The organism is Streptomyces sp. NK08204, assembly GCF_020400585.1.
In the GTDB taxonomy this organism is placed as follows: Bacteria; Actinomycetota; Actinomycetes; order Streptomycetales; family Streptomycetaceae; genus Streptomyces.
Genome location: NZ_JAINVF010000012.1, coordinates 74,702 through 100,072, shown reverse-complemented (window position 1 = coordinate 100,072; position 25,371 = coordinate 74,702). Strand labels below are relative to the sequence as shown.

The following is a 25,371-nucleotide window of genomic DNA, read 5'->3' as shown; positions in this document are numbered from 1 at the left end:
GGTCTGCCCTAAGACTCCCCTGATCTTCTTTCGGGGACCGTGCCGCCCAGCGGGTCGTCGCTCGTCGAACGCTTCCCCGTTCCGTCTCAGGGCCGATTTCAGGGTTGGCCCAGGGTCGTTCCGACTGCCGCCGCGACGGGCGGGCCGTCACCATGGACGCATGACGGATCACGAGCACGCCGCGACGGGTCCGGGACCCGGCACCGGCCCGCGCCCGGCACCGGGCACCGGACCGACGGATGCCGGGCCCGCCGCGACGGGGAAGACAGGAGCGGCAGGCACGAGCACCCACACCGACACCGGAACCGACACGGACACCGGCACCGGCACCGGCACCGGCACCGGCACCGGCACCGGCGACAGCAGGCAGGCACGGGAGCGCGCCCGGGAACAGGGGGACGCCGCTGAGATCCTGCGCCCGTTCCGGCGCGACCGCCGGCACAAGATCATCGCTGGGGTGTGCGCGGGACTCGGGCGGCAGACCGACATGGACCCGGTGATCTTCCGGATCACCCTGGCCGTGCTGTCCGCGACCGGCGGCCTCGGCCTCATCTTCTACGGGTTCGCCTGGCTCCTCGTGCCGTACGAGGACGAGGAGGAGAACGAGGTCCGCAAACTGCTGACGGCCCGGGTCGACGGCCAGGCGCTGGCCGCCGTGCTGTTCGCCCTGGTCGGCTGCGGGGTGCTGCTGACGATGCTGAACAACGGCGGCGTGCTGACCTTCGCCGTCGTGCTCTCCCTGCTGCTGGCCGGTGCCGGGTACTGGTCCCGGCGGCGCGGCGCCGCCGACACCGATCCTTCTGCGAGCGTGCGCTCGAGCAAGGGAAGCCCCATCGCCGCGCAGGCCGCCGCCGATGCTCCGCCGGAGGCGCAGGCACCGCCGGTGTTCACCTACCCCTCGTGGTGGCGGGAGCCCATCGTCAAGGACGGCACGCATGTCGGCGGCACCGGCTATCTGTGGGGGCCCGACGACACCCACGACCGGGACATCGCCTCGGCCCTCGATATCGGCATCCCGATCCCCTGGACCCACCACGGGTCGGTACGGCCGCCGGGCACGGCGCCCCCGAGACCACGCGGCCCGCGCTGGATCGGCGGCTGGGTGTTCCTCCTGGCCCTGGTGGCGGGCGGCCTGGGCACCGGGCTGACCTGGGACACGCACCCGCTCGGCACCAGCCTGCAGATGGGCCTGGCCTGCGCCCTCGCGGTCTTCGGTCTGGGCATCACCGTCAGCTCGTTCCTGGGGCGTACGGGCGCGGGGTCGATGTTCCTCGCGATCGTCACGGCGGTGCTGCTCGCCGGGTCGGCAGCCCTGCCCAAGGACATCACCACGCACTGGAGACACACGTCCTGGAAGCCCGCGACGGCGGCGGACGTGCGGCCCGCGTACAGGCTGGGCACCGGCGACGGCACCCTGGACCTGGCCGGTCTGCACCTGACCAAGGGGCAACGGCTCACCACGGACGCCCGGGTGGGCGCGGGGCGGCTGAGGCTGATCGTGCCGGCGGACGCGACCGTCCGGATGAGCATCGACGTGGGGCTGGGCGACGTCCGGTTGCCGGGCCAGAGCAGAAAGGACGTGGACGTGCAGCCGGGTCGGCACAGGACGGTGACACTGTCGCCGGTCAAGGGCGGCAAGCGTGCGGGCATCCTGGACGTCGACCTCGAGGTCGGTCTGGGGCGAGTGGAGGTGAGCCGTGCTGCGTCATGAGTTCCAGCCCGGGAAGCTGGTCGCCGGGCTCGCTCTCACCGCCACCGCGGCCGTCTTCGCAGGAGACGCGGGTGGACTGTGGGAGGCCCCGTGGGCCGTGGCCGTCCCGTTGGTCGTGGGCGGCCTCTGGGTGGCCGGCATCACGGCGGCCGTGGCCCGGGGCATACGCAGACGGCGCGGCGCCTAGGCGGACGGGGCCGGGGGCGGCTGGCGGTGGCCGCCCGCCCGTTGCCGGCGCCGGGCGCGCCAGACCGCGTCCACGGAGAGAGAGGGCGCGCCGGCGAGGACGAGGGGCAGCCAGGCCATCAGGTAGGCGAGGTCGTTGCCGTAGTAGTAGGGGCTGGTGGACCAGCTCACGGTCAGCCACAGGCTCAGCGAGATCAGCGCGCCGCCGAGCGCGGCGAGGCGGCCGAGGACGCCGAGCAGGGTGCCGATGCCGACGGCCAACTCACCGAGGGCGATGGCGTGTCCGAAGCCGACCGGGCTCTTCAGGGCCAGGTCGACCAGGGCCGGTATGGCGGCGGAGTCACGGGCCGAGCGCATCGTCTCGCCGATGGAGCCGGCGCCGCCGGACTTCATGAAGGCGCTGTTGGTGAGTTTGTCCAGGCCGGCATAGACGAAGGTGATGCCGAGGAAGACGCGGAGGGGAAGGAGGGCGTGGCGGGCGGCGGCATCCCGCCAGTCGCGGGCACCGCGCAGAGGGGGCGGGTTCGTGTCCGTCCGCATGCCGTGAGTCATCGCTGTCGGCCGCCTCTCGCCTGTCGTACGGGACCTCACCCGCCGACACGTAGTACGTACGGCGGGCGCGTCACCCGCCGGTACGTAGGTACGTACGGCGAGCGCGGTCCGTTCAATCCTCACCCATCCTCTCCCTGGCTCCCGTCGGCGACTCCGCGGAAAGCCCCCGCGCGGAGGCCGATTGCCTTCCGTGGAGGTCGGGCGGTCCGTTCACTCCATCACCTGGACGACGCACCGGTTGCTGGCCACCCCGGCGGCGGTCACCACCTGGACCTCCACCGAGCCGGGCTCGACGTCGGCCGGTACGGGCACGGTCAGGACGCTGTCGGTGGGGTTGCTGAAGCCGCCGGTGACGGGGACGAGCGGGACGTGGACGTCTACCTGGCCGATACGGACGACCATGCGGGAGAGACGGTCGGCGCTCTGGGCACCGGGCGGGAGGAATCCGGTGCCGCGGATCTCGATGTCGTCGCCGGTGCGGATCGGCCCGTCGAGGTCGCCTGGTTCGCGGGCACGGACGACGGAGAGGATCAGTGGACGGCCGCCCTCGGTGTACTTGCCGGCCAGGTAGGTCGCGGCGGAGATCAGTACGACGACCGCGAGGCCCCAGGGGAGGTCGGGCAGCCGGTCCGGGCGCCGGGCCAGCCGTACGGCGGCGAACAGGAGGGCCACGGCACTGACGGCGACGTACTGGATGTCGGTGAAGGCGCCCCGGCCGGCGTCGTCGGTCAGCAGGTCGGCGGCGCGCGGCCGGTGTGCCGGAAGCTTCTGCAGCCGCTGCCCGAGGATGCGCAGGCCCACCACCCGGCGGACCAGCACGGCGAGGACGCACACCACGGCGAGGACGGTCACGACGCCCGCCCCGTGCGCGAGGCCGAGCCCGGAGATCAGCGTGTCGCGTTCGGCGTGGCCGGAGGCGGCGGCCAGGCGGCCGGCGAGCAGCAGGATCGCGTAGCCGACGAACAGCACCCAACAGGCGGCGACAGTAAGGGAGGTGGACAGGCGGTTGTCCTCGCCGACGACCGGTGCCAGCGCACCACCGCGTGCCCGGTGGAACCAGGAGGCCGCGGTCAGTGCGCCGGCGGCGACGAGCGCGGCGAGCAGTGCGGCGGTGCGGGCGCTGGTCCAGCCCGCGCCGATCGCGGTGAGCGCCTCGGTGAGCAGCAGGACGACGACCGCGCCCCACACCACCCACACCGTGCGCAGCCACAGCCGTGCGAGCCATGCCTCGCCCTCCGCCCGGGCTCGTGCCGCAAGGGCCTCCGCCCGCTGCGTCAGTTCCTCGGAAACCCACTGCCGGGAGGCCGAGGCCGAGTGCGCGACGGCCGCGGGAAGGCCCTGCCCGGCCGCGAACTCGTCACGCCGGCGCAGAAAGGCGGCCACAGCCCGCCGGTGCCTCTCGCGGGCCTGGTGCGGGCCGTGCTCGCAGGTGCAGTCACCCTCATGGATCCCACCGGCACCCGTGCCCTCTCGCGCCTCCTGCACCGCCACGCCCGCCGCCCGCCTTCCCCTCGACAACTCCCCTTTGACGTCAGCGAATTGTGCCCTATGTCAGCCCCCTGGGGTTCACCCGTCCGAGTCGGTTCGGGTGAAGTGGGGGGCGCCGTGTTGACCCGGCTCGGCCCGGTCGCCCAGGCGTCGACCGAGCGGGGCCGGTTCGCCGCGGCTGATGTCCTGCCGCGGCGGCTGGTGGTGGATCCGGGCCACCAGGTCACGGCTGAGCTGGATCAGCGGCCGGGCGTACGGGACCGGGGGCGGCGCGGCCAGGACCGCGTACGCCGAAGAGGTGGAACCGCCGCAGCCGTTCCACCTCTTCCGCACCGAGCTGACGGAGGTCGTGCGGACCTACGCCGAGGACGCCACGTACCCGGTCGTCCAGGTCTGGAAGCCCGGAGAGCCGGTGCGCACTCTCAAACGGGCATGACCTTCACAGCGGAGCGGGACCACTCCCCCAGCGGGGACTACTCCCACTCGATGGTGCCCGGCGGCTTCGAGGTCACGTCGAGGACGACCCGGTTGACGTCCCGGACCTCGTTGGTGATGCGGGTCGAGATGCGAGCCAGGACCTCGTACGGCAGCCGCGACCAGTCGGCGGTCATGGCGTCCTCGGAGGACACCGGGCGCAGCACGATCGGGTGGCCGTAGGTGCGGCCGTCGCCCTGGACGCCGACGGAGCGGACGTCCGCGAGCAGGACCACCGGGCACTGCCAGATCTCGCGGTCCAGGCCGGCCGCGGTCAGCTCCTCGCGGGCGATGGCGTCGGCCTCGCGGAGCAGATCCAGGCGCTCCTTCGTCACCTCGCCGACGATGCGGATGCCGAGGCCAGGGCCCGGGAAGGGCTGGCGCTGGACGATCTCCTCCGGCAGGCCCAGCTCCTGGCCGACCATCCGGACCTCGTCCTTGAACAGCTTCCGCAGCGGCTCGACCAGCTTGAACTCGAGGTCCTCGGGCAGGCCGCCGACGTTGTGGTGCGACTTGATGTTCGCCGTGCCGGTACCGCCGCCGGACTCGACCACGTCCGGGTACAGGGTGCCCTGGACCAGGAACTCCACGGCCGGACCCTCGTCGGCGATGATGTCCGCCTGCGCCTGCTCGAAGACGCGGATGAACTCGCGGCCGATGATCTTCCGCTTCTCCTCGGGGTCGGTGACGTCCTTGAGCGCGCTCAGGAAGCGCTCCTCGGCGTCCACGACGACCAGCTTGACGCCGGTCGCGGCCACGAAGTCCTTCTCGACCTGCTCGGTCTCGCCCTTGCGCATCAGGCCGTGGTCGACGTACACGCAGGTCAGCTGGTCGCCGATGGCCCGCGCGACGAGGGCGGCGGCGACGGCGGAGTCCACGCCGCCGGACAGACCGCAGATCGCGCGCTTGTCGCCGACCTGCGCGCGGATGGCCTCGACCTGCTCCTCGATCACGTTGCCGGTCGTCCAGGTCGGCTTCAGGCCCGCGCCGCGGTACAGGAAGTGCTCGAGCACCTGCTGGCCGTGCGTGGAGTGCATGACCTCGGGGTGGTACTGGACGCCGTAGAGCTGCTTCTCGTCGTTCTCGAAGGCGGCGACCGGTACGAGGTCCGTGGACGCCGTCACCGTGAAGCCCTCGGGGGCGGCGGAGCAGGCGTCGCCGTGCGACATCCACACGTGCTGCTCGCCCGGGGTGCCCTCGAAGAGGGTGGAGGAGGTCCTGGAGACGTGAAGGTCGGTACGGCCGTACTCACGGGCGCCGGTGTTGTCCACGGTGCCGCCGAGAACCTGCGCCATCAGCTGGAAGCCGTAGCACATACCGAACACGGGGACGCCGGCCTCGAAGATCGCGCGGTCGAGGCGGGGGGCGCCCTCCTCGTACACGGACGAGGGGCCGCCGGAGAGGATGATCGCCGCGGGGTTCTTGGCGAGCATCTCCGCGACCGGCATGGTGCTCGGCACGATCTCGCTGTAGACCCGCGCCTCGCGGACGCGACGGGCGATGAGCTGGGCGTACTGCGCGCCGAAGTCGACGACCAGGACGGTGTCGGGGGTGGCGGCAGTGGGAGTCGCTGATGACACGGGGTGCCTTCTGGTGGTCGGGCGGGGGTCGGTGCTTTCGATTCTAACGGGGTGGGCGCGGGTGACCCGGCCGACGGGGAAACGGTGCCGTGGCATACTGGCCGCATGCGCAAGCACTCGACCTTCGTCTTTACCTATGGCATCCGGCCCGCCGGCTGCCATGGTCGTGCTGCTTGAGCCAACCGCCAAGCGACTTCCCAGGCGCCCCGGGCCGACAAGGCCCGGGGCGCCTGTCGTTTCTCCGGGTCGTGCCGTTCCAGGGCATCCACCTTCACGAGGAGCCCCGACATGAGCACCGCGACCACCGCCTCCGCGGAACAGCCGACCGCCACCCCCACGGACCGCACGATCGCCGACGCCCGGGCACGCATCGACGCGCTGGACGACCGGATCATCGGCCTCATCCAGGAGCGGATGGCCGTCTCCACCGTCGTCCAGCAGACCCGCATCGCCGCGGGCGGGCGGCGCGTGCACCTCTCCCGTGAGATGGAGATCCTCGGCCGCTACCGGGAAGCCCTGGGCAAGCCGGGTACGGCGCTCGCGATGACGCTGCTGGAGCTGTGCCGGGGCCGCATCTGAGTGTCGTATCTCGCACCCGCATGCCGTATCCGTGTTCGGACGCCTTCTCACCCGTACGGCGCGTGACCGGTCCGTGGACCGCTTCGTTGAGCGGGATGTCCGTGCCAGCCAGGGGCGGGCCCGACAGAACCACGCGTGGCTCACTGGGGCGATGAGGCGTACGGATGGTGCGTGCGCCGTGGGACCTCGCTCCAGGGAAGTGACCGGACGGCAGGGGACAGCAGCCCGGTCACCCAAGAGAACGGTCGGCTCCGGGGACGCCCGGGGCCGACCGCCGGAAAACCGCACACATACACAGTGCCAGGCACTCCCCCAGGGCACATCCGGAGCACACAGAGCAAGCGGCGCAGACCCCGGCGCCGCACCCGGGCACCGGCGCTGCTCTGACGCCGCTGCTGACGGAAGAAGGGCCCCGCGGCCTCACTTGCGCGGGGCCCTTCGCCGCGCCCCCACACCCCTCCACACTCATGTGACTCACGCCACACGACATTCCCGTGCGGACGCACAACCCTTTGGCTCCTCCGTTGATCAAACCTGCTACCGGATCGAGCAGACGCTACGACGGCAAGAACCGGAACAAGCGAGGGACCTGCGTTCGGAGGGGGATGCAGGTCCCTCCGTCATGTGCGCTCACTGCTTGGGCGGTACCGCCGGCATCCCCAGGAACGGCAGCCGCAGCGCGCCGAACGCCTCCGGCGGGACCGCCGGGTTGCGCGGCTCCACCGGCTTGAGCCGCTCGTACGCCGCTCCGGGCGCCGGACGCGGGTCCGCCTCGCCCTTGTTCGGCCAGTACGCCATGGCCCGCTCGGCCTGGGCGGTGATCGTCAGCGACGGGTTCACGCCCAGGTTCGCCGAGACCGCCGCGCCGTCCACCACCGAGATGCCCGGGTGACCGTAGAGGCGGTGGTAAGGGTCGATCACCCCGTGCTCCGCGGAGTCGCCGATGGGACAGCCGCCCAGGAAGTGCGCGGTGAGCGGCGTGCCCATCAGTTCGCCGACGTTGCTGCCCGCGAAGCCGTTGATCTCGGCGGCGATCGCGGAGGCGGCCTCGGTGGCCGCCTTGATCTGCGTGGGGTTCGGGGCGCCGTGGCCCTGCCGGGCGGTCAGCAGGCCCTTGCCGACTCCGCCGGGTTTCAGGTACGTCGTCAGCGAGTTGTCCAGCGACTGCATGAGCAGGCCGATGATGGTCCGCTCCGACCAGCGCCGGTTGGACAGGGAGCGCAGGACCAGCAACGGGTGCCGGACCGCGTTCGCCAGGAACCCCAGGGCCCGGGAGGAGCCCTCGGCGTACGGCACCTGCAGGACGGTCAGACCGCCCATCGAGTTGGATCCCTTGCCGTAACGGACCGGCTCGATGTGGGTGTTCTCGTCCGGGTGCACGGAGGAGGTGATGGCCACGCCCTGCGTGAAGTCGACCTTCGGTGTGCCGTGCGCCTTGCGGTAGCGCCGGTTGTCGGTCTGCGCGCCCACCAGCGCCTCGGAGTTGGTGCGGGTCAGGTCGCCGAGCCGGACGGAGAGGTACGGCAGCTGACCGCCGGCCTTCATGCGGTGCAGCAGCGTCTGCGTGCCGTAGGTGCCGGCCGCCAGGACGACCCTGCGCGCGGTGAAGATCCGCCCCTTGCCCTTCTTCTTCTGGTGCGTCGGCAGGGTCGCCACCGCGTACCCGCCCCGCGAGTCGTCCGTGACGGAGACGACCGTGGTCATCGGGTGGACCACCGCGCCCGCCTTCTCGGCGAGGTACAGGTAGTTCTCGTTGAGGGTGTTCTTCGCGCCGTGCCGGCAGCCGGTCATGCACTCGCCGCACTCGGTGCACGCCCTGCGCGCGGGCCCCGCCCCGCCGAAGTACGGGTCGGGGACCTCCCCGCCCGGCCTGGCCTTCGTCTTCCCGTCGGCGTCCTCGCCGTCCCCGAAGAACACGCCGACCGGCGCCATGTGGAAGGTGTCGCCGAAGCCCATCCGCTGTGCCGCCGCCTTCAGGTGCACGTCGGAGGGGGTCATGGTGGGGTTGAGCCGGACGCCGAGCATGCGCTGAGCCTGGTCGTAGTACGGCTTCAGCTCCTCCTGCCAGTCGGTGATGTCCCGCCACTGCGGGTCCTCGAAGAACGGCTTCGGCGGTACGTAGAGGGTGTTGGCGTAGTTGAGCGAGCCGCCGCCCACTCCCGCGCCTGCCAGCACCATGACGTTGCCCAGCAGATGGATGCGCTGGATGCCGTACATGCCGAGTCTCGGCGCCCAGAGGTAGTTCTTCAGGTCCCACGAGTTCTTCGGGAGGGACTCGCGGGTGAAGCGGCGCCCGGCTTCGAGGACACCGACCCGGTATCCCTTCTCGGTGAGCCGGAGGGCGGACACCGAGCCGCCGAACCCCGATCCGACCACGATGACGTCGTAGTCGTACCCGTCCTCGTCCCCGGCCTGGACAGACTTCTCCTGCGACACGTGCGCTCCTTGTCGAGACTCGTCGGGACTTGCCCAGACGTGCGAACGGGGTTGGCTAGCGGAACCGGAACGCCTTCATGAGCCGAAGACTGCGGCTCATGAACTGGGCGTACTTCTCGTCGTCCATGCCCAGCGAAGGGGCCATCGGCAGCAACCGCTGCCGGGCCACCGTCTGCGCCTCGGTGTACTTGAGGATGCCCTCGGAGCCGTGGCGGCGGCCCAGACCGGAGTCCTTCATGCCGCCCATCGGGGACTGGACGCTGCCGTAGGCGGGGGCGTAGCCCTCGTTGACGTTGACCGTGCCGGTGCGCAGCCGGGAGGCGATGTCCATGGCGCGGCGGGCGCTGGTCGTCCACACGGACGCGTTCAGTCCGTACGGCGTGGCGTTGGCGCGCTCGACCGCCTCGTCGTCGCTCTTGAAGCGGTAGACGGAGACGACCGGACCGAAGGTCTCCTCCTCGCACACGGCCATGGAGTCCTCGACACCGTCGAGGATGGTCGGCTCGAAGAAGTACGGGCCGACGTCCGGGCGGGCCACGCCGCCGGCGATCACCTTCGCGCCCTTGGCGACGGCCTCCTCCACGTGCCGTTCGACGTTCTTCAGCTGGCGTTCGCCGACCAGCGAGCCCATGTCGGCGCCGTAGGCGAGGGAGTTGCCCAGTCGCATGGCCCGGGTGCGGGCGGCGAAGCGCTCCAGGAAGGCGTCGGCGACGGACTCGTGGACGTACAGCCGCTCGATGGAGATGCAGAGTTGGCCGGCGGAGGAGAAGCAGGCGCGGACCGCGCCGGCGGCGGCCTTCTCGATGTCGGCGTCGTCGAGCACCAGCATGGCGTTCTTGCCGCCGAGTTCGAGGGACACACCGACCAGGCGGGAGGCGGCGCCGGTGGCGACCTCGCGGCCGGTGCGGGTGGATCCGGTGAAGGAGACGTAGTCGGCGTGCTTGACGACCTCCGGGCCGACGACCGGTCCCTCGCCGAGGACGACCTGGAAGACGCCTTCGGGCAGGCCGGCCTCGATGAGCAGGTCGCGCGCCCACAGAGCGGTCAGACAGGTCTCCGTGTCCGGCTTCATCACGACCGCGTTGCCGGAGACGAAGGCGGGCAGCGCGTCGCCGACCGACAGCTCCAGCGGGTAGTTCCACGGGGCGATCTGACCCACCACACCACGCGGGTGGCGCAGTTCGGTGACCTTCGTCAGCGCCGGGATGGCACCGGTGTGCCGCTTCGGCCGGAGGTAGGCGGCGGCCCGGCGGCCGTAGTGGCGGGCGGCGACGGCGACGGCCTGCACCTCCTCGTGCGCGTGCAGCCGGGCCTTGCCGGTCTCCAGCTGGACGAGGTCGAGGACCTCCGCCTGCCGCTCCAGCAGCAGGTCGTGGAAGCGCAGCAGCACCGCGGCCCGCTGTCGTACCGGCGTCTTCTCCCACACGGCCTGCGCGGTGCGGGCCGCCTCGAACGCCCGAAGGACGTCCTCGGGGGTGGACTCGGGCAGCTCGGCCAGCTTCTCGCCGGTGAACGGCGTGTGATTGGCGGTGCGTCCGGAACCGACGACCCCCTTCGTGAGCTGCGCCACCAGTTCCGGGGTGACCACGTCGGCGGCGGTGCGGGCGCCCTGGGGGGTGGGCGCGAGCGGGTTGGTGCCGGTGCTGTCCTTGGCCTGCGAGTCCGTCATGACGCGCAGGGTATGCCCGAGCGGAGGGTTTGTGTACCCGTCGGTAATGACGATTCACGGACCGCTCACATGTCGCCAGTGATCACTGGCAAGAAACGCCCTGATCAGGGGCGTTGCCGGGTGACGATCACTCGGTTCCGGGTTTCTTCGCGAGGAGGAGCGTGAGGGCGGCCAGGGGGGTGCGGCGGCGGGGCTGCGGTGGGGTGACGGGTAGCGGAGCGGGGACGGGCGCGGGGGCCGACTCCCTGGTTTCCGTGGCTTCGGTGAGGGTCTCCACGGTGGTGAAGCCGAGGTACTGCGCGAGTGACTCCGCGACCTCCTCCGCGTTCGGCCGCGCCTCGGGGAGCGGCTCGTGCAGCCGGGTGAGCAGCGGCGCCAGCTGTCCGGTGTCCGCGTCACCCGTCGCGGCACTCAGCAGCGCGCCCAGCGACCACAGGTCGGAGGCCGGACCGGCGGTGCCGCGTCCCGCGGCCCGCTCCGGCGCGACGAATCCGGCGGGGGCGTCCTCGGCGTGCCCGTCCCCGATCCCGAAGTCGGTGACGACGACCCGTCCGGTGCCGGACTCGACCAGTACGTTGGAGGGCTTGATGTCCCGGTGCACGATGCCGACGGCGTGGGCGGCGCGCAGCGCGCCGAGAACGGCGAGCCCGATCCGCGCGGCCTCGACGGGCGGAAGGGGTCCGCGCCGCAGGATCTCCCGGAGGGACTCGCCCGCCACCAACTCCATGACGATCCAGGGGAGTCCGTTCTCCTCCATGACGACGTCGTGCACGGCGACGGCCGAGGCGTGCCGCACCCGGGCCGCGGCCCGCGCCTCCGTGGAGAGCCGATGTGCGAACCGCTGGCTCTCCTCGTCGGCGCAATCGCCGGGCAGGACCGGCTGCTTGACGGCGACGTCGCGTTGCCCCTGTTCGTCCCGGGCCCGCCAGACGGTTCCGGTCGGCCCGGCCCCGATCCGTTCGGCGAGCCGGTAGCGCCCGCCGATCAGACGTCCGTCGGCCGGGTGTTCGCCGTCTGCAGTCATGTCACATGAGTACCGTGCGCACCGCGTCGTTGTCGAAGTCGGCTGGCCCTGGGTCCGGGCAGGCGGGATTGCGGGCATGGACCGGGCAGGGCAGCGCGCCCGGAGGGTCCGGCACCCGCAGCGGACCGGAGCGGGCGGGGCCCGGATCCGGAACAGCCCGCTCCTCCACAGGACCGGCCCACCGGCACCGCCCGGTCCACACCCCTGGCCGCGCGAACGGCCCCCGGCGTACCGGACGGCGGCCGCGAGGGAACCGTCCGCCGGACGCCGGGACGGACGCTCGCGTCATCCGCGCCGACCGGCAAGGGACTTCGACCGGTGGGCCGACCGGTGGACCGGCCGGACCTTCCCGTTTCCGCTCCTTCAGAGGCTGCGGGCGGTGATGTCGCCGTGGGAGGTGGTGGCGCGGATGTCCACATCGGCGGTGCCGTCGTTCTTGAGGGCGTTGCTGATGCGGCCGTAGCCGGTGCCGGCGTCCAGGGCGGCCGAGACGCCGACGGCGGCGGCGACCGTGATGTCGCCGGACTGGGTGCGGAGCACGACCGTGCCGCGCACGGCTTCGTTGATCCGGATGTCGCCCCTCGCGGTGCTGATCTCCGCGGCGCCTCCCAGTCGGCCGACCTCGACGTCACCGTCGATCGCAGTGAGGCGGACGCTCGCGGCCTCATCGATCTTGATCCGGCGATACGCGCCGTCGAAGACGACGTCGCCGAGGCGGCCGACACCGCGGAGTTCGGAGCCGGCGGCCCTGCCCTCGATGCGGGAGCCGGCGGGCAGTTGGACGGTGACCTCCAGGGATCCGGAAGGGCCGAAGAGCTTGTTCCCGGGCTCGGGGGTGCTGATCCGCAGGAGGCCGTCGGCGTAGGCGACGGTGGCCTGTTCGGCGGTCTGGACGTCGCGGCTCTTGGAGGGGTTGGCGGGCAGGACCTCGACGGTGGTGTCGGCACGGTCGGCGGCGATGAACTGGACGCGCCCGGCGGGGATGGCCAGGACGACGGAGATCGGGGCGGGGGTGGCGAACTTCTGCATCGTGGTCTCCCGTTGGTCGTTTGTTGTTTCCAACACCAGAAACGCTACGTTGCTTTCCAGATCTCATCAACAAGCTCGTTGCGTGAAATCAACAAACATGCAGGTAGATTGAGAGGAACTGTTGCAATGGACTCAGCCGCAACGCAACGATGACAGGTCGGATCGTTGCAATGAGGGGGAAGTGAACGCTATGGTCGGGGAACAGGGAACACCGTGAAGGAACACCAAGGAGACGCGATGCCGGGAGGCAGGCTCACCCAGCAGGAACGCCGGCAGATCGCGCTGGGGCTGGCCGACAGCCTCCCCTACGCCGAGATCGCCCGGCGCCTCGACCGTCCGACCTCGACGGTCACACGTGAGGTGATGCGCAACGGCGGCCCCACCGCCTACCGAGCCGACCTGGCCCACCGTGCCGCCGAACGCCGCGCTCACCGGCGCAGGCCCGCCTCCGCCCGAGAGTCACAGTCAGTTCCCCAGCCGCACGGACGCGACGCCGAGGCCGTGGCCGAGTACGAGGAGACACTCACCACCGTCCTCATGGCCTCGGGCCTGCCCAAGATGACGGCCCGGGTGCTGACCTGCCTGTTCACCACCGACGCGGGCAGCCTCACCGCGGCCCAGCTCGCCCAGCGCCTCCAGGTCAGCCCGGCGTCCATCTCCAAGGCGATCGCCTTCCTGGAGAGCCAGAGCCTCGTCCGCCGAGAACGCGACGAACGCCGCCGCGACCGCTACGTCGTCGACGACGAACTCTTCTACCAGGCGACGATCGCCAGCGCCCGGTCCAACGATCAGCTCGTCGAAACCGCACGTCAAGGCGTCGCCGTCCTCGGCCGCGACACCCCTGCGGCCACCCGCCTGGAGAACATCGCCCGCTTCCTCGACTTCATCAGCGAAAGCATCACCCGCGCCGCCGAACAGGCCCGCGAAGTCCTCCACACCAAGCCCGACGCGTCACAGCCATGAGACGCACCTGCGCCGCGCGGCGGAGTTGCCGGGCTGCGGGTCACGGCTCGTCGATGCGCAGGTTGGCGATCGCCGCCTTCGCCACCTCCCGGCCGCGGGCCGTGAAGTCGCCCTTGCCCGGATAGCAGACGGTGAGCCGGTACATGTCGCCCGCCTTGGTGCGGTAGTAGAAGATCTGGAGCTCGCGGGGCCGGGGGTTCTGCGAGTCGTCGGTCGTGTAGGCGACGGTGTTCTCGGCGGCCTGCCTGCCCTGGTAGGTGGCGTTCCTCTCCGGGGCCGTCCGCGGACCCTTGGGCATGTCGAGCGCGTACTCGCCCTCGTTCTTGAACCTCTCGTTGTCGGCGTACATCTGAGCGGGCGCGCTGCTCTGGATCTTGTGCAGGGAGTCCTCGGACCTCCGGGCGAGGCTCAGGGTGACCGAGACGTCGCCGCTCCAGTCGGCGTACGTCACCCAGTTCCTGTCGGTGTCGTCCTTGCCGGGCCGGGTGACCTGGTAACCCGCGGGGACGGCGAGGGTGGCGCCGAGACCGCTGTCCTGCCGCTGCGCCCAGCCGTCGGGCAGCCCGCCGGAGGACGGGCCGACGAGCAGCAGGTACGCCGACACCGCCGCGACCAGCGCCGCGCCGGCACCGGCGCCCAGCCACACCGTGCGGCCCGGTCGGCGGGAGCGGGCCGCGGTGGGGGCGGGCGCCTGGACGAAGACCTGCTGGACGGGCGCCGGCGGGCTCGACGCCGCCTCCAGCAGGGCGCGGACCCGGGCCGCCGCAAGGCGCTGCGCGGGGTCCTTGTGGAGCAGGCCGTTGATGGCGTCGGCCAGCGGGCCCCGCGCGGCGGAGGGGGCGGCCGGGGTGGCGTTGAGGACGGACTGGAGGGTGGCCGGGGTGTTGCTGCGCCGGAACGGGGAGACGCCCTCGGTGGCCGAGTAGAGCACCACGCCGAGGGACCACAGGTCGGCGGCCGGACCAGGACGCAGGCCCAACACCCGCTCCGGCGCGATGTATTCGGGCGAGCCGACGAAGCCGCCGGTGTCCGTCAGCCGCGTCTCGCCCTCGATCTGCGCGATGCCGAAGTCCGTGAGGACCACCCGGCCGTACCGGCCCAGCAGCACGTTGTCGGGCTTGACGTCCCGGTGCAGGACGCCCGCCGCGTGCGCCGCCTCCAGCGCGCCGAGCACCTCGAGGCCGATGCGGGCCGCCTCGCGCGCGTCGAGCGTGCCTTCCCGGAGTGCGTCGCCCAGCGAACGGCCGTGGACCAGCTCCATGACGATCCACGGGCGGCCGTCGACGACCGCGACGTCGTGCACGTCCACCACCGCCGGGTGGTCGAGCCGGGCCGCCGCGCGGGCCTCCCGGCGCATCCGCTCGTAGGCGTTGGACCGTTCGCGCTCGGAAAGGTGATCCGGTACGCGGGGCTCCTTGACGGCGACCTCCCGGTCCACCGTCTCGTCCTTGGCCCGCCATACGGTGCCCATGCCGCCGTGCCCCAGCTTGGCGAGCAGCCGGTAGCGCCCGGCGATCAGCCGTCCCACACCCGGTTCCTGGGCGGGGTGCCGGACAGCGGCCTCCTGGGCGGCCGCTTGCTGGGCGGCCGTCTGCTGGGCGGGGACGAAGTACGGCTGCGGCTGCGGCGGTTGCAGAACAAAACTCGTCGTGTCGTCGACCCCGCGGCCGGCCTGTCCGGCTCCCCCGTCATTGCGCATGGTCCATCCCTATCGCGCCAGGAGTGCGGACATCCAGCGCGCTCGCGAACCGGTCACCGACCCGTGACCGAGAAGGTGTCGATGGCCACGTCGAAGTACTCCCGTGCCTCGCGCACCTTCCCCACCGGCGCCGACACCCACACGTCGTACAGCCGTCCGCCCTCTTCCCAGCACAGGTCGTAGGTGTGCCGCGGGCCCTGCGCCGCGCTGAAGCCGTTCCAGCTGAACTCCCAGAACGCGGCGGGGTGTCCGCGGTGCGTGGTCCGGGTGACCCGGCCGTCGTGGTAACCGGGGTTCGTGCTCGGCCCGTCGGCCGCCGCCCGGTTCATCGCCTCCGTCGGGCCGCCCGCCTCGGGCGCGGCCACCCGGATGCCGAGCCGGAAGGTCCCGCCGGGGGACAGGTAGAAGACGCGCTCGCCCTGCGGGCTGCGCTCGAAGTCCTCCGGTACGGCGAGGGTGAAACCGGCGGGCTCCTTGACGGTGCGGTAACCCGAGGGTGCCGTATGCGAGTCGGTCGCGCGCGAGGGAGTGCCGGTCGTCGGGGAGGGCGACGCGCTCGCGCTGGTGTGCGCCGCCGGGCTGGTCGCCGTACCGCCCGGCGTGCCGGCGCCCCCGTGTCCACCGCGGTCCATCAGCAGCACCGCCCCCGCCGCTCCGGCCCCGGCCAACGCGACGACGAGCAGCGCTCCGACCAGCACGGTGCGGGTGGACGGCCGGGCCGGCGCTCCGGGCGCGTCGGCCCACAGCGTCCCGGCACCGGGCTCGGCACCGGCGCGCGGCACGTCCCGCTCGGTCGGGGTGTACGGCGCCGGCGTGGCGGGCATGGCGTGCACGGCGGACTCGGTCGCACGGCCGCCGCCCCCGGGCGGCGCGGGATCCGGCACCAGGCCTTCTCCGTCGCCGGGCGCCACGGGGTTCGCCGTATGCTCCCCGCCCGCACCGGTCGCCGGCGCACGACCACCGGCGGCCCCCGACCGCCCCGCACGGCCCCCGCCGATCCTGTGGATCCGCCCGGTACCGGGTGTACCGGGAGCACCCGGGGCGCCGCCCGGCGCGGACGGTGTCCGCCCGGTCTCCAGGTAGGCGCGCAGCATCCGCTCGGCGTCCACCGCGCCCAGCCGCCGGTCCGGGTCGCGTTCGAGCAGGCCCCGTACGACGGGCAGGAGCGGCGCCGCCTGCGTCGGCGGACAGATCTCGGCGGCGACGACGGCATGCAGGATGCCGCCGAGCGAGTCGCGCCGGAACGGCGACTCGCCGCTGAGCGCGGTGCACAGCAGGGCACCCAGCGACCAGAGGTCGGACTCGGGCCCGGTGCGGGTGCCGGACATCCGCTCCGGGGCGGTGTACTCGGGCGAGCCGACGAAGGAGCCGGTCTCGGTGAGCGTCGTCGCACCCGCGACCTGTGCGATCCCGAAGTCCGTGAGCACCACCCGGTCGCTGCCGGACTCGATCAGGACGTTGGCGGGCTTGATGTCCCGGTGCAGTACGCCGGCCTCGTGCGCCGTGTGCAGCGCGCCCAGCAGGGCGATGCCGATCCGCGCGGCCTCGGCGGCGTCGACCGGGCCGCGCGTGGCGATCCGGTCGGCGAGCGAGCCGCCCTCGATGAACTCCATGACGAGGTACGGCCGCTCGTCCTGCTCCACGACGTCGTGGACGACGACGATGTTCGGGTGCCGCAGCTGGGCGACCGCCCGCGCCTCGCGGAAGGTGCGGTCACGGCGGCGGCGGGTGTCGTCGCCGGGGAGCGAGTCGTCCGCGAGGAGTTCCTTGACCGCGACCAGGCGGCCCAGCACCTCGTCTCTCGCCCGCCACACGACGCCCATTCCGCCGCGCCCGATGCGCGCCTCGAGGCGGTAGCGGCCCGCGATCACACGGAAGTCGGCGCCCTCGGTCCCCATGCGCCCCATCATGCCGCACGGGACCCATCCGCTCCGGGACGGTGACCGGCCAAGACGCCGGGACGGTGACCGGCCGGAACGGGCCGCCCCGGGTCAGCCCTCCTTCGGCTGCTGCCAGCTCTGCAGCACCCACTTGAACTGCTGGCTGGTCTTCGCCCAGTCCTCGGCGGGAGTCGACATGTAGATGGCGTACTCGGTGCCCTGGCGCGAGAAGTACGTCTCGTCGATCGCGTGCCGCGGACCGGAGACGAACGGCGGGTCCTTCGCCAGCGCGTTCCAGGTGAACTCCCACAACGAGCTCTTGCGGTCCCGGTAGATGCCCTCCTCCATCCGCTCTCGCTTGTAGCCGACCAGATGCTGCTGGAGTTCGAGGTCCTTCTGGTGCAGGTAGGCGTCGGCGAAGTCCGGTGAGCGGTCAATCGAGATGCGCACGAAGTGCAGGCCGTTGTCGGGCGAGTAGTCGATCTGTTTGAGGTCGCCCTGGATGCCGTACACCTTCCGCTTCCAGCCCTTGGGCAGAAAGAGGCTGAAGCCGAGCGGGTCGTCGTACCGTTTCCAGTCGTCCGGGACGGTGCCCGCCTGGCCGGGTCCGGCGCTGGCACTGGCACTGGCGCTGGCGCCGGCCGACACCGCCGGATCCGAGGTCTCCCGCGTAGCCGACAACTCGGCGGGCCGTTCCGCCCCGGTCCACTTCTGGAAGGCCACCGCCGCGCCGCCGCCGAGCACGGCAGCGACGGCGACGACCAGCGCGAGCGTGCGCATCCGCCGCCGGGAGCGGGGCCGGACCGCTGCCGGGCCCGCAGCATGGCCCACCACCGTGGGGGTCACCCCCGTCGGCCCGGTGACGGAACCGCCGGGGCCACCCGGCCCGTAGCCGCCCTCCCCCGCACCGGAGCCGTAACCGCCCGCCCCGGAGCCGTAGGGAGCAGCGGCCGTCCCACTGCCGTACCCCGGGCCCGAGGCGCCCGCTCCGGCGCCGTACGGTCCTCCCCGGACCACGCCCGCGCCCTGCGTCGGCACGAACGCCTGTGCCACGCCCGGCCGGCGGCCCTCCGCCGCCTCGGCGAGCATCTGCTCCGTCTCCTCCGCGCTCGGCCGCTGGGCCGGTTCCTTGCGCAGCAGCGCGGCGACGACGGGGCCGAGCGGTCCGGCATGACGCGGCTCGTCGGCATCCTCCTCGACGACCGCCTGCATGGTGCTCAGCGGCGAGGTGCGGCGGAACGGCGACCGGCCCTCGACGGCCGTGTACAGCGTGGCGCCGAGCGCCCACAGGTCGGAAGAGGGGCCTGGGTCGTGGCCGCGGACGCGCTCAGGAGCGAGGTAGTCGACCGAGCCGACGACCTCGCCGGTGCGGGTGATGGTCGTGTCGCCCTCGATCTGGGCGATGCCGAAGTCGGTGAGCAGCACCCGGCCGTCCCGGCCGAGCAGCACGTTGCCGGGCTTGACGTCCCGGTGCAGCACGCCGGCCGTGTGCGCGGCGCGCAGCGCCCGCAACACCCACAGCCCGATCCGCGCGGCTTCCTGGGGCTCGACCCGGCCGCGCTCCTTGACCGCGTCGGCCAGCGAGTTGCCCTCGACCAGCTCCATCACGATCCAGGGGCGGCCGTCGTGTTCCAGGACGTCGTGCACGGTGACGACGGCGGAGTGGTTGATGCGTGCGGCGGCCCGCGCCTCGGCCCGGGTACGGGCGAGCAGGACGGCCTGGTCGCTCTCGGAGACGTAGAGCGCTGCGGTCAACTCCTTGACGGCCACCGTCCGGTTCAGCACCTCGTCATGGGCGCGCCACACCCGCCCCATGCCGCCGCTGCCGATGGAGTCGGCAAGCCGGTAGCGGCCCGCGATGAGCAGGCCCTGCATCTGATTCACGTTGCCCCGCAATGGTCTTGACAGGGTCAGACTAAGGACCGCTCTGCCCTCTGGGAACCTGCAGAGCGCCAAGGAAACCGCACTGTGACGGTTGTCGCTTCTGCCCGTGAACGGGAACCGAACGGTGCGCTGCCCGGCCCGTGCACACGGTGCTCAACGCGTGTAGCGGTACGTCGCGGTAGCCTCCTCGTACAACCGCGTCACCTCGTCCCGCTCCGCCTCCGGGCCACGGACCTGGACGATGTGGTAGCGGCCGTTCAGCAGGATCGCCATGTTGCGCACGAACAGATCGCGGCCCTGTGCGTCGGTCCAGGTGAACTGCCCCTCCGCCATGGCGCGTCCGCCCACCTCGATGGTGCGCAGCCCGCTGGCGGTGGCCCAACTGGAGTTCCGGTACGGCTGGAGTTCAGGCTCCTTGTCCCGCTGATACACCATCGGGTCGCTGCCGTACGTCGACGCGCCGTCCCTTCCCGGTACGACGAGCAGCTCGAAGTTCCCGTGGGCGTACACCACCTGGCCGCTGCCGTTCTTGGGCGTGCGGCTCCAGCCCCTGGCGACGGCGATGCGGAAACCGTCCGGGTCCGTTCGCAGAGTGAACCCGTCGGCCACCGAAGGGTCGCCGCCCGTCTGGGGCTCGGTGGCGGGCGCGGACTCCGAGGGGCTGCCGTCCGCCGACTGCCCGGAGGACGGCCGGGGTGTGGACGGGTGCACGGCACCTGCCTCGCCGGCGGCGCCGGTACGATCGCCGCCCGTCGCGCCGCTCTCCCCCTGTTTCGGCATGAACAGCATCGCGTACGCGACCGCGCCGGCCAGCAGGAGCAGGATCAGCAGCAGCAGGGTCCTGCCGAGGCTGCGCGGCGAACCGGCCTCCTCCCGGGCCCGCTTGTGCCGACCGTGCGGATGTGTCACGGGCAGCCCGGCGCGGCGCCGCCGCACCAGCTCGCCCCGGCGCCGGATGATCGGCAGCCGGGTCGGGTCGGCGGGCGGAACGGGCACGACATGACTGCCGGCATCCGGTTCGGGCGCGGAGCGCACCAGCGAACGCAGCCAGCCGTTCAGCTCCTCGAAGTCCAGCCGTTCGGTGGGGTCCTGACGCAGCAGCGACTCCACGACGGGCCGGATCGGGCCGCACTCCTCGGCGAAAGCGGGCGGCTCCGCGCACACCAGCTGCACCAGCTCGGCGGTGGACTCCTCGGGGTACGGCGCATGCCCCTGCACCGCCCGGAACAGCAGCGCCCCGAGCGCCCACAGGTCGGTGGCCGGGCCGATCGGCGCCGCCAGCTGCCAGTTCTCGTGCACGGGCCCGGCCTGCTCGGGCGCCCAGCGCTCGGTCACCGGCCCCACGACGGTCATCCGCACCTGCCGGGCCCGCTCGGCCCCCAGCGCGGTCGAGGGGCCCCGCCGGGCCGCACCCGCACCGTCCCCCTCGTCCCAACGGGACCGCTGTGCGGCCTGCACGGGCAGGGAGACACCGCCGCCCGGGGGCGAGGCATCGTGCCCGGGCAGGGAAGCGGGGGCGCCGTGCACCCCGTAGGGGTCGGCTATCCGTCCGGGCGGGGCGGTGCCGGTGCCGTCCTGTCCGGGGACGTACGGCTGCTGCCCGGCGGGGTACGGCCGTTGCGCCGTACCGCCGTGCCCGCCCGCGCCCGCACCGGTGTCGCCTGTGCTGCCCTCGGCGGGCGGGCGGGCCCCGGGCAGGGCGGGGCGTCGCTGGGTCTCCTGCACCTGGGCGGCGGCCCGGGCTCCCGCCCGGTAGGCGGCGATGGCTCCGGCTCGGGCCGCACGGATGTCCTCGCCGGTCTCCGGCGCCCGCCGCGCGGGCAGCCCGGTGCCCTCCGCGGCCCCGGCCGCGCCCGGCACCGGCAGCGCACCGGCCGCGCGTGCCTGGATCGCGGCACGCCTGGCCGCCTCGGGGTCGGCGACGGCACCGAGAGCGCCCGGCCCTCCTGCGGCGTGACCGAGCCCCTGACCGCCGGCGGACTGCCCCTCCGGCCTTCCTGGCCTTCCTGGCCTTCCTGGCCCCCCTGTCCCCGGCTCTTCCGGCCCCTCCGGCCCCTCCGGCCCTTCTGGGCCGCCCTGGACCGGCACCGGGTCGTACCCGCAGAGCGCCTCCTCCGCCGCGCCGACCGCGAGGCCGGTCAGCATCACCCGGCCGTCGTCGCAGACGAGCACCGTGCGGGCGGTGATGTTGCGGTGCACCCAGCCGTGGGCGTGCAGCACCCGCAGTGCCATGAGCACGTCGGAAGCGACCTCGGCCGCCCGGAAGGGCGTCAGCGGCTGCTCGGCCAGCAGCGCGGCCAGCGGACGCGCGGCCACCGCCTCGCTGACGACCCACAGCGAACCGCCCTCGGCGAACACGTCGAAGACCTGGTCGAGGCGCGGATGGTCGGGGATACGGGCCGCCGCCTGCGCGGCTTCGACGGCGCGCCGCACCGCCGGATCAGCGGGCCGGCGGGTCGCGGACCGGGCGGCAGGCACCCGGGGTGTTCCGCTCTCACGGGCGGTGAAGCCCTCGGGCAGCCCTTCGGCGTCGAGCACCTCGGCCTCGACGACCTCCGGCAACGGCACCTGCCGCACCAGCACTTCCTGACCGCTGTAGGTGTCGAAGGCGTAGGTCTCGGTCAGTTCGTACTCGTCGGAGGGCGGCAGCGGCAGGCGGTAGCGGTCGGCGAGCACCCGACCCGCGTAGTCGTCCACGTTGCCTCCCCCGGCCGCCCGGTCGCTCACATCCGTTCACCTAACGACCCGTTCCGCATCCGCACCCGGCTGCGTACGGTCCGCAACCATTCACGATACGTGCCGGAGGCAACCCGCATTGAGGGGATGGCGGATTCTCCCGTCTTCAACCGTCCCGGCTCCGGGGCTGTGCACCTCACGCCCTGGGCTGGAAGGACCTCCGCAGCGTCTTCCACGTGTCCCTGCTCAGATCGCTGCCCCAGTTCGAGGCTTTCGCGGTGTACATCAGCGCGTAGCCGAGATGGTCGTTCACCACGAACCCCCGGTCGACGCTGCGGAACTTGGTGCCGCCCTCGACGTAGGTGAATTCCCAGTCGGCCGCGTTCCAGCCGCGGTAGCCCACCTTCTCGATGCGGATCTTCGTGTACTGGAGGCGCACCATGCGACGCTCCTGGGCCTGCCAGTCCGCCACCGGGTCGTCCTTGGGCGTATCGGTCCAGCCGATGAGCAGCTTCTGCCCGTCGGGCCCGGTGTAGCGGTCTCCGGCGGTGCCGGTCGACTGGTACGTCCACCCCTTGGGCAGCCCGATGGAGTAGCCCTGGGTGCCCTTGCGGGTCGACGCCACCGGCGCGCTCCCGCCGCTCTTGGCGCCCGACGACCCGGAGCCGGCGGACGCGCCCGTGCCCGTCCCGGTGGACGGGCCGGTGGCGGCCGAGGCCGAAGTCCTGCCGTCGGCCCGCGCCCCGCTGCCCTGGTCCTTGCCCTTGCCCTTGCCCTGACCGGCGGAGGCGCTGCTCGCGGCGGCCTCGGCCCCGCTGCCGCTCTTGTCCCCCTTGCCGCCGCCCAGCGTGAGGGCCAGCACAGTGCCGATCACCGCGAGGAGGACCACCACGGCGACGATCACCAGCGTGCGCCTGGGCACCACGTCGGTGAGCGGCGCCCTCGGCACCGGCCGCGGCGGCAGGTCCAGGTCCGGCGGCGGCACCACGGGCCACCCGGAACTGGGCTTGCCCGTCCCGGAACTCGTCCTGGCCGGGTCGGGGTTGGCCCCGGCAGCGGATCCCTGGGCCGGAACACCCCGCGCGCCGCGCGCTCCGGCACCGGCCCCCGCGGAAGCCGAACCCGCCGTGCCGGCACCATCGGAGGCCCTGCCCGCAACCCCGCCGGCACTCGGCGTCGCCGTGTCGCCCCCCTTCTTCGGCCGCGTGCCCGCTGCCGCGGTGCCGGCACCTGCCTTACGGACCGAACGCAGGGCCCCGCGCAACTTCTCCGCCGCATCCTCGCCCCGCCTGCCCTCGGGGCCGCCGGGCTGCGCCGGCAGCGGAACCACGCGCGTAGCCTCCACCGACTCCGGCTCGGGGGCGCGGATCACCGCGTTGAGCAGGGCGCGGGCACCGGCGTCGTCGAGCCGCTGGGCCGGGTCCTTGGTGAGCAGGCCGTAGATGACGTCCCTGAGCGGGCCCGCGTTCTTGGGCTCCTCCAGGGGTTCGGTCATCACCGCTGTGAGCGTGGCGATCGCCGAGCCCTTGTCGTACGGGGGCACGCCCTCGACCGCCGCGTACAGCAGGCCGCCCAGCGACCACAGGTCGGCCGCGGGTCCCGGCTTGTGCCCGCGGGCGCGCTCCGGGGAGATGTAGGAGGGCGCGCCGACGAGCATGCCGGTGGAGGTGATGGACGGGTCGCCCTCGACCTGGGCGATACCGAAGTCGGTGAGCACGACCCGGCCGTCCTCGGCGATGAGCACGTTGGACGGCTTCACGTCCCGGTGCAGGATGCCCTCGCGGTGCGCGGAACGCAGCACGTCGAGGATGGCAAGCCCGACCTCGGCGGCACGCCTCGGCTCCAGCAGGCCGTCCTCGCGGATCACCTCGGCGAGCGACTTGCCCTCGACCAACTCCATGACGATCCACGGCCGGTCGTCCTCGTCGACCACGTCGAAGACCGTCACCGCGCTGTTGTTGCGGATCCGGGCGATCGCCTTGGCCTCGCGCAGGGTGCGCGTGATCAGGCGCCGCTTCTCCTCCTCGTCGATGTTCGACGGGAACCGCAGCTCCTTGACGGCGACCGTCCGGCCCAGGGTCTCGTCCTCGGCCCGCCAGACCGTGCCCATGCCGCCACGGCCCAGCACGTCTCCCAGCCGGTACCGCCCGGCGAGGAGACGACGCTCGCTCGTGTCCTGACGAGTCTCCTGGCGAGATGTCCCCGCCCGCTCCGCCTCCGACATGCGTCCCCTCGTGCAACCGGCCCTGACAGAGCCTCCATTGTCTCTCACTCGACAAGTGGCCGACGTCCAGGGTGTCCCCGGCCCGGCCCTGTGGTGCGTGCACCGTCAGGCCGGGTGAATGATGTGTTCCGCTTGTCGGAATGATGACCTGCGAACGAGCCTGTCACCCATTGAACCGAGGGGGAGCCCGGATGCCAACGCTTCGGACGGTCCTGGCCATTCCGGCGCTCCTGGGCCTGCTGCTCGCCCCCACCACGACAGGTGACACCTCCGCAGCCGGTGAGACCTCCGCAGCCGGTGACACCTCCGCGGCCCGGGCCACGGACATGGTCCTGCCTCTGCTCACCGGCCGGGACGAGACCCGCGCCGCGGCCCTGCTGGACCGCACCGGCACCCGCTCCCACTACGCGGCGGCAGGTCGCGGCATCGCCCGTGCCGACCACTTCCGAGCCGGCAGCATCACCAAGACCTTCATCGCGGTGGTCGTCCTGCAACTGGCCGCGCAGAACCGGCTCTCCCTGTCCGATCCTGTGGAGCGGTACCTGCCCGGACTGCTCCGCGGGCCCGGAACCGACGGACGGCGCATCACCCTGCGCGCCCTGCTCACGCACACCAGCGGTCTCCCGGACTTCGTCCAAACCACTCGGGGCACCGTACCTCTGACTCCGCTTCAGGCCGTCCGCATCGCGCTCGCCCTCCCTCCGGCCCGCGCGGGCCGCTTCTCCTACTCCAGCACCAACTACGTCCTGCTCGGCCAGGTCATCCGCCAGGTCACCGGCCGGTCCTACGCCGACGAGGCCCGGCGCCGCATCATCACCCCTCTCCGTCTGACGGGCACCTCCTTCCCGGGCGCCCGCACCACGCTGCCCTCGCCGCACGGCCGCGCCTTCGCCGCCGACGGCTCCGACGTCACCCGGCTCGACCCGCGGGTGGCCGGGGCCGCGGGCGAGCTGGTGACCACGCTGGCCGACCTGGACCGCTTCTACGCGGCGCTGCTGGGCGGCCGGCTGCTGCCCCCGCGCCGGCTGCGCGAGATGCTCGACACCCGTGCCACACACGGCCTGTACGGCATGGGGATCTTTCCGGCAAAGCTCCCGTGCGGCATCACGGTGTGGGGACACAACGGACGGATATCCGGCAGCTACGTGCGCACCGCAGCCACCGTCGACGGCCGGCGTGTCCTCACCTTCCGTGTGAACACGGACGCGATGGCGGACGCCCGGCTCCAAGGCTCGCTGCTCGCCGCCGAGTTCTGCCCTCGCACCCGGTAGAACGGCCGGGCCCCCGGCAGAGATCCCGGCCAGGGACACTCGTTCG

Annotated in this window: 17 protein-coding genes and 1 pseudogene; 6 read left to right on the top strand and 12 right to left on the bottom strand. The window is 72.6% G+C overall.

The features are described from left to right. Positions 1-160: 160 nt before the first annotated feature. Both K7G59_RS19950 and K7G59_RS19945 read left to right on the top strand, forming a co-directional pair. Positions 161-1,711 (top strand): PspC domain-containing protein, encoded by a 1,551-nt coding sequence (locus K7G59_RS19950; RefSeq protein WP_225836081.1) that lies wholly within the window; start codon positions 161-163, stop codon positions 1,709-1,711. After that, entirely contained in the window at positions 1,698-1,898 is a 201-nt protein-coding gene (locus tag K7G59_RS19945; RefSeq protein ID WP_225836080.1) for a hypothetical protein, read from the top strand. Before K7G59_RS19950 ends, K7G59_RS19945 begins: the two co-directional genes overlap by 14 nt. Here K7G59_RS19945 and K7G59_RS19940 read toward each other — a convergent pair. After that, the gene (locus tag K7G59_RS19940) at positions 1,895-2,449 is read right to left on the bottom strand and encodes a DoxX family protein (RefSeq protein WP_225836078.1); all 555 of its coding nucleotides are present in this window, start codon (positions 2,447-2,449) and stop codon (positions 1,895-1,897) included. The genes K7G59_RS19945 and K7G59_RS19940 overlap by 4 nt on opposite strands. A 210-nt stretch (positions 2,450-2,659) precedes the next feature. Continuing rightward, on the bottom strand, positions 2,660-3,940 hold the full coding sequence (locus K7G59_RS19935; RefSeq protein WP_225836075.1) for a hypothetical protein: 1,281 nt from the start codon (positions 3,938-3,940) through the stop codon (positions 2,660-2,662). A 235-nt stretch (positions 3,941-4,175) separates the two neighbouring features. On the opposite strand from K7G59_RS19935, the pseudogene K7G59_RS19930 reads away from it, so the two are divergent. Beyond that, a pseudogene (locus K7G59_RS19930) lies at positions 4,176-4,373 on the top strand (pyridoxamine 5'-phosphate oxidase family protein); the annotation flags it as partial. Between the two features lie 37 nt (positions 4,374-4,410). On the opposite strand, the gene guaA reads toward K7G59_RS19930, so the two are convergent. Next, positions 4,411-5,991 (bottom strand): glutamine-hydrolyzing GMP synthase, encoded by a 1,581-nt coding sequence (gene guaA / locus K7G59_RS19925; RefSeq protein WP_225836072.1) that lies wholly within the window; start codon positions 5,989-5,991, stop codon positions 4,411-4,413. Positions 5,992-6,279: 288 nt separating this feature from the next. Between guaA and K7G59_RS19920 the strand changes: the two genes are divergently transcribed. Further along, complete coding sequence (locus tag K7G59_RS19920) at positions 6,280-6,570, top strand: chorismate mutase (RefSeq protein ID WP_225836070.1); 291 nt, start codon at positions 6,280-6,282, stop codon at positions 6,568-6,570. Between the two features lie 630 nt (positions 6,571-7,200). On the opposite strand, the gene K7G59_RS19915 is transcribed toward K7G59_RS19920, so the two are convergent. The 4 genes from K7G59_RS19915 to K7G59_RS19900 all read right to left on the bottom strand — a co-directional run bounded on the left by K7G59_RS19915 (position 7,201) and on the right by K7G59_RS19900 (position 12,728). After that, on the bottom strand, positions 7,201-9,006 hold the full coding sequence (locus tag K7G59_RS19915; protein ID WP_225836068.1) for a GMC family oxidoreductase: 1,806 nt from the start codon (positions 9,004-9,006) through the stop codon (positions 7,201-7,203). Positions 9,007-9,061: 55 nt separating this feature from the next. Further along, on the bottom strand, positions 9,062-10,675 hold the full coding sequence (locus K7G59_RS19910) for a succinic semialdehyde dehydrogenase (RefSeq protein ID WP_225836066.1): 1,614 nt from the start codon (positions 10,673-10,675) through the stop codon (positions 9,062-9,064). 127 nt (positions 10,676-10,802) lie between these two features. Further along, positions 10,803-11,699: a serine/threonine-protein kinase gene (locus K7G59_RS19905; RefSeq protein ID WP_308295060.1), complete on the bottom strand. Its 897-nt coding sequence runs from the start codon at positions 11,697-11,699 to the stop codon at positions 10,803-10,805. Between the two features lie 363 nt (positions 11,700-12,062). Beyond that, entirely contained in the window at positions 12,063-12,728 is a 666-nt protein-coding gene (locus K7G59_RS19900) for a DUF4097 family beta strand repeat-containing protein (RefSeq protein WP_225836063.1), read from the bottom strand. Between the two features lie 237 nt (positions 12,729-12,965). Between K7G59_RS19900 and K7G59_RS19895 the strand changes: the two genes are divergently transcribed. Next, complete coding sequence (locus tag K7G59_RS19895; RefSeq protein WP_225836060.1) at positions 12,966-13,691, top strand: helix-turn-helix domain-containing protein; 726 nt, start codon at positions 12,966-12,968, stop codon at positions 13,689-13,691. A gap of 40 nt (positions 13,692-13,731) precedes the next feature. On the opposite strand, the gene K7G59_RS19890 is transcribed toward K7G59_RS19895, so the two are convergent. The 5 genes from K7G59_RS19890 to K7G59_RS19870 form a co-directional block, all read right to left on the bottom strand. Beyond that, positions 13,732-15,390: a serine/threonine-protein kinase gene (locus K7G59_RS19890; RefSeq protein WP_225836058.1), complete on the bottom strand. Its 1,659-nt coding sequence runs from the start codon at positions 15,388-15,390 to the stop codon at positions 13,732-13,734. 53 nt (positions 15,391-15,443) lie between these two features. After that, on the bottom strand, positions 15,444-17,288 hold the full coding sequence (locus K7G59_RS19885; RefSeq protein WP_225836056.1) for a serine/threonine-protein kinase: 1,845 nt from the start codon (positions 17,286-17,288) through the stop codon (positions 15,444-15,446). A gap of 93 nt (positions 17,289-17,381) precedes the next feature. Continuing rightward, the gene (locus tag K7G59_RS19880) at positions 17,382-19,145 is read right to left on the bottom strand and encodes a serine/threonine-protein kinase (protein WP_225836054.1); all 1,764 of its coding nucleotides are present in this window, start codon (positions 19,143-19,145) and stop codon (positions 17,382-17,384) included. 162 nt (positions 19,146-19,307) lie between these two features. Continuing rightward, positions 19,308-21,881 (bottom strand): protein kinase, encoded by a 2,574-nt coding sequence (locus tag K7G59_RS19875; protein ID WP_225836053.1) that lies wholly within the window; start codon positions 21,879-21,881, stop codon positions 19,308-19,310. 145 nt (positions 21,882-22,026) lie between these two features. Further along, on the bottom strand, positions 22,027-24,054 hold the full coding sequence (locus tag K7G59_RS19870; RefSeq protein WP_225836052.1) for a serine/threonine-protein kinase: 2,028 nt from the start codon (positions 24,052-24,054) through the stop codon (positions 22,027-22,029). Between the two features lie 191 nt (positions 24,055-24,245). Between K7G59_RS19870 and K7G59_RS19865 the strand changes: the two genes are divergently transcribed. Continuing rightward, positions 24,246-25,325, top strand: a complete 1,080-nt coding sequence (locus tag K7G59_RS19865) for a serine hydrolase (protein ID WP_225836051.1) — start codon at positions 24,246-24,248, stop codon at positions 25,323-25,325. The last annotated feature ends 46 nt before the right edge of the window (positions 25,326-25,371 follow it).